At 51.0% G+C, this 13,830-nt stretch carries 17 protein-coding genes; 1 reads left to right on the forward strand and 16 read right to left on the reverse strand.

Annotated features, from left to right (window positions below; translation table 11 throughout):
- Positions 1-156: 156 nt before the first annotated feature.
- The 5 genes from NSQ22_RS13280 to NSQ22_RS13300 form a co-directional block, all read right to left on the reverse strand.
- Entirely contained in the window at positions 157-402 is a 246-nt protein-coding gene (locus NSQ22_RS13280) for a YrhC family protein (protein WP_008879950.1), read from the reverse strand.
- Between the two features lie 61 nt (positions 403-463).
- Positions 464-1,597: a bifunctional cystathionine gamma-lyase/homocysteine desulfhydrase gene (locus NSQ22_RS13285; protein WP_339263615.1), complete on the reverse strand. Its 1,134-nt coding sequence runs from the start codon at positions 1,595-1,597 to the stop codon at positions 464-466.
- Positions 1,594-2,523, reverse strand: coding sequence for a cysteine synthase family protein (locus NSQ22_RS13290; RefSeq protein ID WP_011887863.1), 930 nt, complete (start codon positions 2,521-2,523; stop codon positions 1,594-1,596). The genes NSQ22_RS13285 and NSQ22_RS13290 overlap by 4 nt, the downstream gene beginning before the upstream one ends.
- A 60-nt stretch (positions 2,524-2,583) precedes the next feature.
- Positions 2,584-3,294 (reverse strand): 5'-methylthioadenosine/S-adenosylhomocysteine nucleosidase, encoded by a 711-nt coding sequence (mtnN, locus tag NSQ22_RS13295; RefSeq protein ID WP_011887864.1) that lies wholly within the window; start codon positions 3,292-3,294, stop codon positions 2,584-2,586.
- Positions 3,295-3,308: 14 nt separating this feature from the next.
- Positions 3,309-3,956 carry a class I SAM-dependent methyltransferase gene (locus NSQ22_RS13300; protein WP_011887865.1) on the reverse strand — a complete coding sequence of 216 codons (648 nt, stop codon included), beginning with the start codon at positions 3,954-3,956 and terminating at the stop codon, positions 3,309-3,311.
- A 192-nt stretch (positions 3,957-4,148) separates the two neighbouring features.
- Between NSQ22_RS13300 and NSQ22_RS13305 the strand changes: the two genes are divergently transcribed.
- Complete coding sequence (locus tag NSQ22_RS13305; protein ID WP_008879955.1) at positions 4,149-4,358, forward strand: YrzA family protein; 210 nt, start codon at positions 4,149-4,151, stop codon at positions 4,356-4,358.
- Between the two features lie 101 nt (positions 4,359-4,459).
- Here NSQ22_RS13305 and NSQ22_RS13310 read toward each other — a convergent pair whose 3' ends face one another.
- The 11 genes from NSQ22_RS13310 to NSQ22_RS13360 form a co-directional block, all read right to left on the reverse strand.
- The gene (locus tag NSQ22_RS13310; protein ID WP_011887867.1) at positions 4,460-5,092 is read right to left on the reverse strand and encodes a YrrS family protein; all 633 of its coding nucleotides are present in this window, start codon (positions 5,090-5,092) and stop codon (positions 4,460-4,462) included.
- A gap of 62 nt (positions 5,093-5,154) precedes the next feature.
- Positions 5,155-6,921 carry a penicillin-binding protein 2 gene (locus tag NSQ22_RS13315; RefSeq protein ID WP_011887868.1) on the reverse strand — a complete coding sequence of 589 codons (1,767 nt, stop codon included), beginning with the start codon at positions 6,919-6,921 and terminating at the stop codon, positions 5,155-5,157.
- A 138-nt stretch (positions 6,922-7,059) separates the two neighbouring features.
- Positions 7,060-7,536: a transcription elongation factor GreA gene (gene greA, locus NSQ22_RS13320; RefSeq protein ID WP_008879958.1), complete on the reverse strand. Its 477-nt coding sequence runs from the start codon at positions 7,534-7,536 to the stop codon at positions 7,060-7,062.
- Positions 7,537-7,643: 107 nt separating this feature from the next.
- The gene (gene udk / locus NSQ22_RS13325; protein ID WP_011887869.1) at positions 7,644-8,279 is read right to left on the reverse strand and encodes a uridine kinase; all 636 of its coding nucleotides are present in this window, start codon (positions 8,277-8,279) and stop codon (positions 7,644-7,646) included.
- Between the two features lies 1 nt (position 8,280).
- Positions 8,281-9,552 (reverse strand): U32 family peptidase, encoded by a 1,272-nt coding sequence (locus tag NSQ22_RS13330; RefSeq protein ID WP_011887870.1) that lies wholly within the window; start codon positions 9,550-9,552, stop codon positions 8,281-8,283.
- 17 nt (positions 9,553-9,569) lie between these two features.
- On the reverse strand, positions 9,570-10,499 hold the full coding sequence (locus NSQ22_RS13335; RefSeq protein ID WP_011887871.1) for a peptidase U32 family protein: 930 nt from the start codon (positions 10,497-10,499) through the stop codon (positions 9,570-9,572).
- On the reverse strand, positions 10,496-11,149 hold the full coding sequence (locus tag NSQ22_RS13340; RefSeq protein ID WP_011887872.1) for an O-methyltransferase: 654 nt from the start codon (positions 11,147-11,149) through the stop codon (positions 10,496-10,498). Before NSQ22_RS13340 ends, NSQ22_RS13335 begins: the two co-directional genes overlap by 4 nt.
- A gap of 204 nt (positions 11,150-11,353) precedes the next feature.
- The gene (mltG, locus tag NSQ22_RS13345; RefSeq protein WP_011887873.1) at positions 11,354-12,445 is read right to left on the reverse strand and encodes an endolytic transglycosylase MltG; all 1,092 of its coding nucleotides are present in this window, start codon (positions 12,443-12,445) and stop codon (positions 11,354-11,356) included.
- Positions 12,446-12,773: 328 nt separating this feature from the next.
- The gene (locus tag NSQ22_RS13350) at positions 12,774-13,070 is read right to left on the reverse strand and encodes a DUF1292 domain-containing protein (RefSeq protein WP_008881012.1); all 297 of its coding nucleotides are present in this window, start codon (positions 13,068-13,070) and stop codon (positions 12,774-12,776) included.
- 17 nt (positions 13,071-13,087) lie between these two features.
- Positions 13,088-13,504 carry a Holliday junction resolvase RuvX gene (gene ruvX, locus NSQ22_RS13355; RefSeq protein ID WP_008881013.1) on the reverse strand — a complete coding sequence of 139 codons (417 nt, stop codon included), beginning with the start codon at positions 13,502-13,504 and terminating at the stop codon, positions 13,088-13,090.
- A 3-nt stretch (positions 13,505-13,507) separates the two neighbouring features.
- Entirely contained in the window at positions 13,508-13,774 is a 267-nt protein-coding gene (locus NSQ22_RS13360; RefSeq protein WP_008881014.1) for an IreB family regulatory phosphoprotein, read from the reverse strand.
- Between the last annotated feature and the right edge of the window lie 56 nt (positions 13,775-13,830).

Here is a 13,830-nt window from a genome sequence, read left to right on the forward strand (position 1 = left end):
TCATTGTCATTGCCTTCGACCTCCCTTCGGAAATAACGTGGTAGAGGTAATTATACCCAAAATTCGTTCTATTGTAAACAATTCTTTTACAAAATAAGCAAAAAGCCCTCTGTCATCTCTCAATAAAAAACCTGCCTTTCAGTAAAAAAGGCAGGTTTACGGTTCGAACGAGTTCTCTTCTTCAAGTTGACAGACATAACGGGCAGCGCGGCGCGAGCAGTATAATGCCGCGGCCAAGCAGCCGGCAACGGCCACCAAGGCAAACGGTTTTTTCGCTGTCTCAAGTGCTCCTGGGATGATCGTGCCCAAATAGAAAAACGCACCGAGCGCGAACAAAACAAGGCTGTACGTCCTGAAGTCACCCGCCTTCGTGCGCAGCACGTTCCGTTGTTGTTCATTCACTGCCAATTCCTCCTCTCGCCCTCACTTTACCATAAAGGGCGAAAAAGGAGGAGCGGCAATTTCAACCAAGCGCTTGCGCCAAATCGTCAATCAAATCATTGACGTCTTCAAGGCCGACCGATAGACGGATGAGCCCATCAGTAATGCCGAGCTGTTCACGCCGCTCTTTCGGGATCGACGCATGTGTCATTTTCCCTGGCAATGAAATTAAGCTTTCGACTGCCCCTAAACTTTCAGCTAGCGTAAAGTAGCGGACACGCGACAGCACCGTTTCAGCGCGCTCAAGGCTGCCGACATCGAACGAAATCATGCCGCCGAACCCACGCATTTGTGCTTTCGCCAGCTCATGGTTCGGATGCTCCGGAAGCCCAGGATAATACACGCGGGTAACCGCCTGATGCTCCGCCAAAAAGGCGGCAATTGCCCGCGCATTTTGTTCATGCTCTTCCATCCGCACGCCAAGCGTTTTCATCCCGCGCATAAGCAGCCACGAATCTTGCGGTCCAAGGATGCCGCCCGTCGAATTTTGCACGTAATGAAGCCGCTCGGCGAGCTCGGCGGTGCGGACAACAGCCAGTCCGGCGACGACGTCACTATGACCGCCTAAATATTTCGTCGCGCTATGGATGACGATATCAGCGCCAAGCTCAAGCGGCGTTTGTAAGTACGGTGTCGAAAACGTGTTATCGACGATCAATAGCAGCCCGTGCGCACGGGCAATGGCGGCGGCGGCCTTCAAATCCGTGATTTTCAACAACGGATTCGTCGGTGTCTCAATGTAAATGGCTTTCGTATTTGGACGAATGTGCGCCTCTATGTTGGCGATGTCGCTCGTATCGACGAACGTCGATTCCAATCCGAATCGGTTTAACACGTTCGCCATCACTCGATACGTGCCGCCGTAAACGTCATCGGTGAGCACAATATGATCCCCGCTGTCAAACAGCATCATGACGGCCGTAATCGCCGCCATTCCGGAAGCGAACGCGAACCCGGCCTCGCCGCCTTCGAGGTCAGCAATCAGTTTTTCGAGCGCTGCACGCGTCGGGTTGCCGGTACGCGAGTATTCAAATCCTTTATGCTTTCCAACTTCTTCTTGCTTGTACGTACTCACTTGATAAATCGGCACCGACACCGCCCCTGTATGCGGGTCACCCGGAATGCCGCCATGAATGAGCAACGTTTTTCGTCTCATGAGGATCCTCCACCTTCGTAAATGTTTTTGCTTAAATACCGCTCGCTCCCGTCAGGGAAAATGACGACGATGTTTGTCCCCGGCTTCGCCTTCTCAGCCTCAAGCAAGGCGGCATGAAAGGCGGCGCCGGATGAGCTGCCGACCAAAAGCCCTTCTTGCCGCGCCAGTTCGCTCACGCGGCGGAATGCGTCATCATCGCGAATCGTATAGATGGCGTCAAAATAATCCGGATCCATAAACGGCGGCAAAAACTCCATGCCAATTCCCTCCGTCCGATGTGGACCGGGCTCACCGCCGCCTAAAATCGAGCCTTCTGGTTCGACAATGACCGTTTTAATGGCCGGATTTTTTTCTTTTAAAAACGTCGCCGTCCCCATAAACGTACCGCCGGAACCGGCTCCGGCGACAAAAATATCGATTTGCCCGTCCAGATCATCCCACAACTCCGGTCCAAGTGTCTTGTAATACGTGTTGGGATTGGCCGGATTTTGAAACTGCTGCGGGCAATACGCTCCCGGGATCGTGCGGGCAAGCTCTTCAGCTTTGCGGATCGCCCCTTCCATCCCCTCTTCAGTCGGCGTATGGACGATTTGGGCTCCGAGCGCTTTCATCAGTTGCTGCTTTTCGATGCTGAATTTTTCCGGCACGCAAAAAATGACATTCACATTTTTGCCGATCGCCGCTAACGCCAAACCAATACCAGTATTGCCGGCGGTCGGTTCGATAATCGTGCCGCCTTCTTTCAGCTTTCCCGATTCCAACGCTTCACGCAAAAGCTCCTGTCCGAGCCGGTCTTTAATGCTTCCTCCTGGATTAAAGTACTCGAGTTTTGCAAATAGACGAACCCCTTCGGGCAAAGGAAAACGCGTAATTTCGATGACTGGTGTATGACCGATCAGCTCATGGATGCTTTTTGCTACCTGCATATGAGTCACTCCGTTTCTTCACGTCCATTTGGCAGCGAGACAGCGGCGCCTTTACGCTTTTCACTGTTTAGCCTTGCTTTGGACCACCGTCAACATCGACAACACAAGCTCAGCCGAATGTTTCGCCGCCGTCTCCAAAAACTGCTCAAACGACACATTCGACTCTTCACCGGCAATATCAGACAACGCCCGGATGATGACAAACGGCGTTCCGAACTGCACGCACACTTGGGCGATTGCCGCCGCTTCCATTTCGACGGCGCACAACTCCGGAAACTGTCCACGCACAAATTCAACACGTTTCGGGTCGTTCATAAATGAATCGCCGGTTGCGATCAAACCGATGGCCGCTTGGAGGCCATCAAGCTGCGCCGCGGCCTGCTTCGCTGCCTCGACAAGCGCCTCATCGGCCCGATAACGCGCCGGCAAGCCGGGCACTTGCCCGTACGCATAGCCAAACGCCGTCACATCAACATCATGATGAACGACTTCATCAGAAATCACAAGGTCGCCAACACGCAGCGATGGCAAAAAACCGCCGGCTGAGCCAGTGTTGATCACAAAATCAGGACGGAATCGGTCAAGCAAAAGTGTCGTTCCCATCGCAGCGTTCACCTTGCCGATGCCAGACTTCAACAACACCGCTTCGACACCGTCAAGGCGTCCAGTGGAAAATTCGCATCCGGCGATCACTACCTCTTCGCGCTCTTCCATGCGCGACCGCAAAATGGCTACTTCTTCTTCCATTGCTCCAATAATAGCTGCTTTCATCGTTCTCCCTCTTTCTATGTCGTTTGTTTCACCGCCTCCATCACCCAGACAAACGCGTTTTGCTGTGCAAAGGAGACGGAAAAGCCGTGGTTGGCAAATAGCGAAGCCAATACATCAAGCGTCGTATAATATTCGCGTTCCAAATCATCAGCTAAATCATGGAAGCCGCGTGCCCGAGCGGCTTCCACCGTCTGGCGGAACGCCTCTTTGTCGCGAAACGCCGTATCGGCAAACACTATTTTACCACCGGAGTGAAGCAGTTGACTATATTTGGCGATCGCCTCGTCTTTTTCAGCATCGGTCAAATGGTGGAACGCATACGTACTGGCGATCGTGTCGATCGGTTCTGGCGGCAGCGGAAACTGCAAAAAGTCGCCATCCATAATGACTGCGCGTTCTCCGAGCTTTTCCGCCGCCTTTTTCCGCATCGGCGCTGATGGCTCAATTCCATATACCGTTTTTCCGCGCTCGAGCAACTTTTTCGTCAAATTGCCGGTGCCAATACCAAATTCGAGCACGACTTGGCCCGCTTTATCAGCAACCGTGCTTAAAATGCGATCATAGCCGGCAAACACGTCACGGTATTGTTCATCATAGCCTTCGACCGATTGGTCATACGACTCTGCCCATTGCTCAAACAAATCAAGAAATTCCCTACCCATGTAGTCACACCTCGTAAAGTTTATAATTCCTATAAATATAGTATGTTTTTGGTGATTACCTGTTCCCAATGTAGCATATGTTTTTCTTTTGTTCAATGATCATGTTTGCCACTACATGTATTGTTCCCCCTTATGAACTGGTGGATGAGGGCAGGAAAATTTGCTACACTGGCTTTGAAAGGAGGCAAAACGATGTTCAACATTTCTCTTGATTTAATCGAAGACAAAGTGGAATTTTTTGAAGCGGATGATTTACAGACACTTGAGAAAAAAATTAACGAGCAAATCGAACATAATAAAGCATTGTTGCTTTCCGTTCACCATGTGTCGCACCAAATGCATGTCATGGAAAACGGGAAACGGTTTTACAGTGCGGTTGTCCACTTCAAAGCAAAAAAATAACAGGTGCCCATGCTGCTTCGGGCACCTGCTTGACACCACATCTAAATGCATCTCTAACGTTTCCATTCCGACACTGGCCGGGTCCATACTTTCCAAAGGCGTTACGGCCTTTTCTTCAGTTTTTGCACTTTTGTCGGCTTCCAGCCTTCATTCGTCACCCATTCAATATACACTTTGTAATGAGCGGTTTGATCCTTCTTGGAAATTGTAGCGACCGCTTTGTTCGGTCCGTTGTTGCCGATGAACCAAACAATCATCTCTTCGGGAGCAATGCCGGTCGCATAACTAACTGCATCAAGCATTTCTTTCCAGTCGACTGAGTCTTTCTTAAACACCGTTTCGTGCGGCTCTGATTGTGTCGTACCGACTGGTTGCCATGCCGGGTTGACAATTTCTTTTTCAATGTTCGACCCCGGCGGCCCCGGTGTTTCCGTCACTTCGGCTTCATCTTCATCTTGATCTTTCTCCTCGGTGGAAGCCTCATCGTCCTCTTGCTGAGGTTCCTCCGTTTCGGTCGGCGCTGCTGTTTCCACTTCCACTCGTTTCGCGTTGTTTGCTGATTGAGCTGTTTTTGCCCCAGCTTCAGTCTCCTCACGGCTTGGCGAGCTGCTAAACAGCAAATTCCAAGCAACAACGACAATGAGCAGCACGACAATGGCAATCGCCCCGTTCAGCCAGCGGTTGATTTTCCGCCGCTTAGCGCGGGCGGCAAAGCGCGTCCCTGTTTGTGGCATAGTCTCCTCCCCCTTTTTTATGCGGTTTTCCTGCTGAAAAACGGGTTCTCTATACGAGTTCGTTATCCCTGCTCGTTTTTGTCATAAGCGTAAAGCGTTTCGACGGCAGCAGCAAACACGTCGTTCGTCACGGTGCGCCCATTCGGGCGGTCGAGCTCGACGACGACAAGAGCATATTTCGGACGATCAACTGGGAAATAGCCGGCAAACCATTTATTAATTAATTCACCCTCGTCATCCGTTTTTCCTGTCTCCGCCGTTCCCGATTTGCCGGCGACAGCATACGGCAATGAGCGGAAGCGGCGCCCGGTTCCTTCTTCCTTAGTGACGACACCGCGCAACAGCTGCTGGAGCTGTTGTACCGTTTTTGGCGCGAGCGGCTCCTGATTTGTCGCCGGTTCGGGTGAAAATGAAAACAACGTTGTACCGTTTTTATAGAGTACTTGATCGACGGCTCGCACTTTAAGCGCTTCACCACCGCGGGCGATCGTCGCCATCATATTGGCAACGCCAAGCGGCGAGACGCGTACATCTTTTTGCCCGATCGCCGTTTGCGCTACAGCGAGCGGCACCTGCTTGTCATGCCGATCGTGCCAGATCGTTCCTTTCCGCTCTTCCGGGAACTGGCGAAATTGCTCTTCACGGTAAACCGTCCCCTCCCAGCCAGCCATCGGATACAGCCCAAGCTTTTCGGCATACGTCTCAAATGCGTCTGAATCATGCTGAATTAACTTTTTGCCGAGGGTGGCGAAGGCGTTATTGCAGCTGACAGCAAAACTGTCAGTCAAGTCGAGCATGCCGTAATCGTGCTCCTTATCGCGGGTTATGCCGTCAATTTTTTTGCTGCAGTCAAACATCGTCTTGAACGAAGCAAGCCCTTCGTCGAGTGCCGCCGCGGCGATCACTGTCTTAAAGATGGAGCCGGGAATGTGCGGCAGCACCATTTGATTTTCCGCTCCGCGGTTTTTGTACGGATCGCGCGGATCCATATTCGGGCGGCTGACTAGAGCGAGCACGCTGTTTGTATCGATATCTAGCAAGACGAGACCACCTTTTTTCAGTCCGTATCGATCCACGATCCGCTCCATCTCTTGCTGTATATCACGATCAAGTGTGGTTTGGACGGTCACCGGATAAAACGGGTTACCTGGTTCGCTATATTTCACATCGAGCCCAAACAGCGGCCTTCCTTCAGCATCGACGTGATAAAGCAGCTTCGTCTCATCATCGGCGAGCAAAAATTCGTCAAACGCCTTCTCGAGCCCTTGAATACCGGCCTCGGCCCGCGGTGGGATCGGTCGTTTTGGATAACGTTGACGCAACAGCTCGCGATCCGGACGAGTGAAGCCAAGCACATGCGGAGCGTACACCGTCTCGAGTGCATATTGTTTATTGACGGCCAAGACACCTGGGATGCGCAAATCGTTAATTTGTTTCATCTGCCTTTCGCTTAACGCGAGTGGCTCACCGTCTTGCTCGAAGACGAACGGCCCGTTTGCCCGCTCGAGCTGACGGCGAATCTCTTCCTCAGGGACATCTATGATGCGCGCAACTTGTTCAATTGGCCATGTCACCGTGTTTAAAAACGGAAATAACACAAGCGATGGCACGTACCGTTTTGTAAGCGGCTTTCCATTTCGATCGACGAACGACCCACGGCCATCATCGATCATCAATTCTTGTGTGCGCTGGGCAACGCTCTCGGCAATTAAATTATGATTGGAAAACGATTCCGTGTCAATGAGCTGAAGCTGGGCCAATCGCCCGATAAGCAGCAGCAAACCGAATTGAATGAGCGCCAGCATGGCGAGCGTCCGTTTTTTCCACATAAAGAAAACACCTCATCATCAGTTTTGACGAGGTGTTTTCGTTTGAAACGTACCAAAGGCAGTGATTTTCCCGCTTTGTTTACACCGCTGTCCGTTTGGCTTGAGCCGCCGCTCATTTCATAAGACAGCACGGTGCGCTTATTTCACTGCAACAATTTTCACGAGCATTTCCCCGCCTGGCGTTTGTACAGTCACTTCGTCGCCGACGCGGTGGCCGATCAGCGATTTGGCAATCGGTGAGTCGTTGGAAATTTTCCCTTCAAACGGATCGGCTTCGGCGCTACCGACAATTGTATACGTCTCTTCCTCACCGTCCGGAAGCTCAATGAACGTCACCGATTTGCCGAGTGAGACGACGTCTGGGTTTTCTTTGTCTTCTTCAATGATGACCGCGTTGCGAATCATCGTTTCGAGCATTTGAATGCGTGATTCGACAAACGCCTGCTCATCTTTTGCTGCATCGTATTCCGAGTTTTCCGATAAATCACCAAACCCCCGTGCAATTTTAATGCGTTCGACAACTTCTTTTCGTTTCACGGTTTTTAAATACTCAAGTTCTTGCTCCAGTTTCTCTTTTCCCTCTTTCGTCATCGGATACTGCTTCTCATTAGCCATTGATCTCACTCCTCTATGTTCTTCATTATGTAAAACGTACGAACAGAAAAACAACTGTTCGTACGCTTACTTGTTATATAATATATTGTTTTGTCTCTGTTATGTTATTATAAAACCGATTTTTGTTCAAGGACTGTGCGAATTTTTGCCACCATTAAATCGATAGCGACGACGTTTTGCCCGCCTTCCGGGATGATGACGTCTGCATAGCGCTTCGTCGGTTCGACAAACTGGTTGTGCATCGGCCGGACAACGGATAAATATTGGTCAATGACCGAGTCAAACGTGCGGCCGCGCTCTTTAATGTCACGGATGAGGCGGCGGATGATGCGAAGGTCCGGGTCGGTGTCGACATACACCTTGATGTCCATCAAATTGCGAAGCCGCTCATCCTCTAAAACAAGGATTCCTTCTAAAATAATGACATCTCTCGGCTCAACGTGGATGACTTGATTCGAACGAGTATGCAGCGTATAGTCATACACTGGCTTGTCGATCGGTTCATAGCGAAGCAGTTTATGCACGTGTTCGATCAATAAGTCGTTGTCAAACGCCAGCGGGTGGTCGTAATTTGTCTTCAGCCGCTCCTCAAACGGAAGATGGCTTTGGTCTTTATAATAAAAGTCTTGCTCCAAGACAAGAATCGAGCGGTCGCCAAAATGGTCGTAAATCGCGCGGGCGACGCTCGTTTTCCCTGAACCGGAGCCGCCGGCAACGCCGATGACAACGGGTTTCTTCGCCATCTTAATTCTCCTTTCTCATCATGTTGTATGGGAAGAGAGGGCGCTTGACTGGAACCTTGACGATTTGCAGCGGATGGCGCGCTGCATCAAGCTCGTTGCCGTCTTCATCCCAAATTTTTTCAATGACTTGGGTAAAGTTTTCAATTTCCGGACCAAAAAATTCGACTTCGTCGCCCGGTTTAAAATGGTTGCGCTGTTGGATGGTGGCGATACCCGTCTCCCGGTCGTAATCAAGCACCAAGCCGGCAAACTCATGCGTCGTTTTTCGGCTGTGCGTGCCATACATATGGTTTGTATAGTCAGGAAAGCCTTCAAAAAACGAAGAAGCCGTTTCACGGTTGGCACATTTGTCGAGCTCACGTACCCACTCTTCACGAATCGTGAAATGGTCGGGGTCAGCACAGTAAGCGTCGATCACTTTCCGATATACGCTGACGACCGTCGCCACGTAATGGATCGATTTCATCCGTCCTTCAATTTTCAAGCTGTCGACGCCAAGTTCAATCATCGCCGGAATGGCGCGGATCAAGTTTAAATCTTTCGCGCTCATGGCAAACGGCGCGTCATTTTCAGAAAACAGAGGGATTTCGCGGCCATCATCAGACAGCTGGTACAAATCGTAATCCCAGCGGCATGACTGACAGCACCCGCCACGGTTCGAGTCACGAGCGGTCATATGGTTGCTCAATACACAACGGCCCGAGTAGGCGGAACACATCGCTCCATGGATGAATGCCTCGATTTCAATATCGACTTTCTCCTTAATTTGCCGAATTTCTTCAGCACTCACTTCGCGGGCAAGCACAACTCGCTCGAGCCCTTCCTCTTTCCAAAATTGGACCGCTTTCCAGTTGGCAAGCGACTGCTGTGTGCTCAAATGCACTTCGAGCTTCGGCGCCACTCGGCGCGCTGTTTCGATGATGAGTGGATCGGCGACGATAATGCCGTGAACGCCAGCATCTTCTAGTGCCCGCAAATAGTCGTCAAGGCCGGGAATGTTTTCGTTATGCGCGTAAATGTTGGCCGTTACGTACACTTTTGCCCCGTACTGATTGGCAAATTCCACTCCTTCGCGAATTTCCTCAATCGTAAAGTTGTCAGCGTTGGCCCGCAAACTGTATTCCTGACCGCCGATAAAGACGGCGTCCGCACCGTAATGAACGGCGATTTTCAGCTTTTCCAAGTTGCCGGCCGGCGCGAGCAACTCCGGCTTTTTTACGATGACGCGCTTGCCGTCAACGATCTCGGAAATGCGTTCATTTTTCAGCAACATGTCGTTTCCCTCCTTTTTCAATAAATCGTTTCTTTGAAGAAAAATCCGGTATCAATTCGGCGGTGCGGCGGCTGGAGCGCTTCAACGGCAGCGAGCAAATCGTCTTTCTCCTTCTCGTAGCGCTCACGGTCATCGGCGCATAAATCGATGGCATGGCGATACAGCTTCGTCACTTCGGTAATGTAGCCCGGTTCATGCAAAATACCGTCGATTTTAAAGCTGTCAATGCCAGCATTCACCATGTCGCCCAGTTCGTCAATAATGCAAAGATCGTTCGGGCTCATAATGTGTGTGCCGTTTTCGTCTTCAAAAATCGGGTATTTATGGTCGCGTTCTTTGTCGTACAGGAACATCCCTTTTTCATACTTTTTCCGTTCAATTTCCATCACTTTTCCTTGATATTCAAAATAGTTGCCGATCAGTGAACGCTTCGACTGATACATGCACGTCATGCCATGCACTTGCACTTCGATTTCCACTTCGGCATGGGCCTTGATTTCTAAAATGGCGTCCATGTTCAGCTCGCGCGCCAAGACGGCGCGTTTCGCTCCTTTTCGTCCCCAGTAGTTGCACGTATACCAGTTTGTCGCTGTCGTTTCCGTGCTCCAATGGAGCTTCATATGAGGGGCGGTTTCTCGTACTGTCAGTAAAACCGCTGGGTCGCCGAAGACGATGGCATCAGCGCCTACGTCGGCGACAAAGGCGACGTAATCAGCGAGTTCGTCCACTTTATCATTATGAAAAATGGCGTTCATCGCCACGTAAACATTCATGCCGTGCCGGCGGGCCGCTTCAACAGCCGCGGCGACATCGGTGCGGGAAAACTCGCCAGCGAGCCGCAAGCCATAGCGCTGTTCGCCGACAATGACAGCGTCCGCTCCCGCTTTCGCGAGTTCGTCAATATGGGAAACGCTCGTCGGTGTGACGAGCAATTCCGGTTTTTTCATTCTCGTTCACCTCGTTTTTTCGATATAGCGAGCCCGTCCCCGACCGGAATGATGATCGTGTCATAATCGCTCCGGGCCATCAGCCATTCGTTGTAGCGACGGATTTTTTTCGCAATGTTCCAAAGCCGCTTATTGTCCGCGGGCGTTTCGGCGGCGACGAGCCCTTTAAACAGCACGTTGTCGCTGATGATGAGGCCGCCTTCAGCAAGAAGCGGCTCATAGAGCGTAAAAAAGCGTTCATACTGCCCTTTGGCGGCGTCAATAAACATGGCATCAAACGGGGCGGCAGCGGCCACATCGGCCTCAACCGCGAGCGCATCACCAAAGACGGCTTCGATTTGATGTTCGGTATTCGTCTTCCCGATATAAAAACGGGCGCGGTCGTATCGCTCCCGGTCTTTTTCAATCGTCACAATGTGCGCCTCCGGCAACGCTTTCGCCATTCGGATCGCCGAATAGCCGATCGCTGTGCCAATTTCCAAAATACGGCGTGGTCTGACGGTTTTCAACACAAACAGCAGCACTTCCATGCTCACCGGATCCATAATCGGCACGCGGTGTTCATGCGCGTACTGTTCCATTTCCGCGATATCCGGATCCGGTGCCGGGCGCAGCTGCTGCAAATAGTGAACGACGTCTTTTGCGAGCAAGACGATTCCTCCCCGGCATCAACAAAGTGAAAAGCGCCTGCCTAGAGCCGATCGACAGCCCCAAGGTTTGCGCTTCATCATCATGAAAAATAAGAGCCGCAAGCGGACTCTTATCATTAGCCTGTTCAACTTTATCTATACTACCACAAAACAGCGAAAAAGCGAAGCCATTTAGCCCGATTGGCCAGCAACTTCCGTTTTACTCTATTGTTTCCCAATATGCTTCGCTTTTTCTCGGTTATGCTCATCCAATGTTTTGGTGAAAATGACGTCTCCAGCTGGTGTCGCCAAAAAGTATAAATAGTCGGTCGTCGCCGGCTCGAGCGCCGCTTCGATCGACATCGTGCCAGCATTGGCAATCGGCCCTGGCGTCAGCCCTTTATGAATGTACGTATTGTACGGTGAGTCGACTTTCAAGTCTTTGTAAAAGACACGCTCCTTATGTTTGCCAAGCGCGTATAAGACAGTGGGGTCAGTTTGCAGCGGCATGCCGATGCGCAGCCGGTTGTAAAATACGCTAGCAATTTTCTCGCGGTCGGCTTTTTCCGTTGCCTCTTCTTCAATTAATGACGCCATCGTCAACAGCTGATGCGGCGACATCTGCCTTTCCTTCATCGCATCCTTGTATGTGTCGAGCACGACCGCTGTTTTGGCGACCATTGCCTCAATGATTTCCGGAAGCGGCGGCTTTTTGTCCGCAAACACATAAGTGGCTGGGAACAAGTAACCTTCAAGCGGATAGCGAATGTTTTTATGAAAAATATCGTTCGTTAATAAATCAGGATATGTCTTCATCAGCTGTTCAATGTACGCACGGTCATTCATCTGCTTCATAATCTCTTCTTGCTTGTACCCTGTTTTTGCGGCGATGAGATCGGCGATTTGCACAAGCTGCGATCCTTCGGGGATCGTCAACTTCAATCCGATTTTCAACGACTTCCCGGTTTTTAACAGCTCAATGATGCGCGTCATCGGCAGCGCCCGCGTCAACTCATACTCACCGGCTTGAAAGCCGGACTCGTTTTTCCAGCGAACGTAGTAGCGGAAGACCGTCGCGCTTTTAATCAGTCGCTTTTGTTCAAGTTGTTCGGCAATATCCGCCACCGATGAACCGATTGGAATGGAGACATGCACCGGAGTGCGGTCATCTGGGTCGACTGGCTCGAACGCTGAACGGATATATAGAAAACTGCTGGTGCCAGCGATGACAAGCGCGACCAGCAGGACGGCGCAAACAATCAAAACCATTTTCCTTACCAGCCGTGCCTTAGACATCTGAAAATCGCCCTGTTTCATCTTCAACCTCCTTTCATCGGTCATATTATACTACAAAATTCTCCATTTTTCGCGTTTTAGCGATTAAAAAGCGTGACATGGATGAGTTCTGATCCCCATCGACCGTTGAAACTCATCGCTCACCGTTCAAAAAATTCATCGAACAGAAATGCTCTGTGAGCAAAGTTTGCTCTCCACCTACGTATGAAAATGGTAACCCGAGGTACACTCATTTTCACAGAAAGATCCATGAGCCAAGTTTCCTCTCTCCCTAGGCATGAAAATGTCCGCTCAAGATGTGTGCATGTTCACAGAAAAAGCGGCCGCCCCTAGGCAACCGCTTTGTTCGTCACTCTTCACCTTCTTCTTGTTCAGCGCAAAATGTATTCCACACTTCTTCGATCATATCCCATTCTTCTTCCGTCTCAATCGGAAGCAGCTCGCCTTCCTCATTTTCGTCGCCGGGGATAAACGCTGAAACGTGCACTTCCGTCTCACCGTCTTCGTCTTCAGCCTCGGCGCTGACCGGATAGTAAAACACGTACGATTTACCGAAATCGTCTGATTCAAACGTAAACAAAATTTCGCACAGCTGCTCGTTGCCTTGTTCATCGACAACGGTAATATGACGGTCTCCATGTTCCATTGATATTCTCCTCCTACTCACCGTTTACTGTCCAAATACGATTGCAAAATGACGGCCGCTGCCATTTTGTCGATCACTTTCCGCCGCTTTTTCCGGCTCACATCGGCAGCGATCAGCATGCGCTCGGCAGCCATCGTCGACAGCCGCTCATCCCAAAGCACGACCGGCAAAGAAAACTCCTCACGCAGCTTGGCAGCAAACCGCTCGCTCGCCTCGGCGCGCGGCCCGAGCGTGCCGTTCATGTTTTTCGGCCATCCGACAACGATCGTATCGACACCATATTCGTCGATGATGGCGCGCAGCCGTTCGAAACCATAGTGGCCGCGCTCCTCATCGATGGCGATCGTCTCCAAGCCTTGCGCCGTCCAACCGAATTCGTCGCTGACGGCGACGCCGAGCGTTTTCGTTCCGAGATCTAGTCCTAACGTTCGCATCGGTTAACCCTTTCGTTGTCCCTGTAAATAGAATTTCACCAATTCTTCGATTAATTCGTCGCGCTCAATTTTGCGGATGAGCGTGCGCGCATCTTTATGGCGCGGGATGTAAGCCGGGTCACCGGACAACAAGTAGCCGACAATTTGGTTGATCGGATTGTAGCCTTTTTCTTGCAAGGCGTCGTACACCGTCAGCAACACCTCACGAACGTTCGTTTCGGCCGGCTCCTCCGGGAAATGAAACTGCATCGTTTGGTCAAACGAGCTCACCGTTTCCACCTCGCTCTTCATTTGGGCCATCCCGTTATCTTACATCCATTGTACAC

This window comes from Geobacillus sp. FSL K6-3411, from assembly GCF_037965715.1.
GTDB lineage: Bacteria > Bacillota > Bacilli > Bacillales > Anoxybacillaceae > Geobacillus > Geobacillus thermodenitrificans.

Coding starts and splice junctions, on each gene's coding strand:
- NSQ22_RS13285 (WP_339263615.1), bottom strand. CDS start 1,597: ATGAGACGAAAAACGTTGCTCATTCATGGCGGCATTCCGGGTGACCCG.
- NSQ22_RS13290 (WP_011887863.1), bottom strand. CDS start 2,523: ATGCAGGTAGCAAAAAGCATCCATGAGCTGATCGGTCATACACCAGTC.
- mtnN (WP_011887864.1), bottom strand. CDS start 3,294: ATGAAAGCAGCTATTATTGGAGCAATGGAAGAAGAAGTAGCCATTTTG.
- NSQ22_RS13300 (WP_011887865.1), bottom strand. CDS start 3,956: ATGGGTAGGGAATTTCTTGATTTGTTTGAGCAATGGGCAGAGTCGTAT.
- NSQ22_RS13305 (WP_008879955.1), top strand. CDS start 4,149: ATGTTCAACATTTCTCTTGATTTAATCGAAGACAAAGTGGAATTTTTT.
- NSQ22_RS13310 (WP_011887867.1), bottom strand. CDS start 5,092: ATGCCACAAACAGGGACGCGCTTTGCCGCCCGCGCTAAGCGGCGGAAA.
- NSQ22_RS13315 (WP_011887868.1), bottom strand. CDS start 6,921: ATGTGGAAAAAACGGACGCTCGCCATGCTGGCGCTCATTCAATTCGGT.
- greA (WP_008879958.1), bottom strand. CDS start 7,536: ATGGCTAATGAGAAGCAGTATCCGATGACGAAAGAGGGAAAAGAGAAA.
- udk (WP_011887869.1), bottom strand. CDS start 8,279: ATGGCGAAGAAACCCGTTGTCATCGGCGTTGCCGGCGGCTCCGGTTCA.
- NSQ22_RS13330 (WP_011887870.1), bottom strand. CDS start 9,552: ATGTTGCTGAAAAATGAACGCATTTCCGAGATCGTTGACGGCAAGCGC.
- NSQ22_RS13335 (WP_011887871.1), bottom strand. CDS start 10,499: ATGAAAAAACCGGAATTGCTCGTCACACCGACGAGCGTTTCCCATATT.
- mltG (WP_011887873.1), bottom strand. CDS start 12,445: ATGAAACAGGGCGATTTTCAGATGTCTAAGGCACGGCTGGTAAGGAAA.
- NSQ22_RS13350 (WP_008881012.1), bottom strand. CDS start 13,070: ATGGAACATGGAGACCGTCATATTACCGTTGTCGATGAACAAGGCAAC.
- ruvX (WP_008881013.1), bottom strand. CDS start 13,504: ATGCGAACGTTAGGACTAGATCTCGGAACGAAAACGCTCGGCGTCGCC.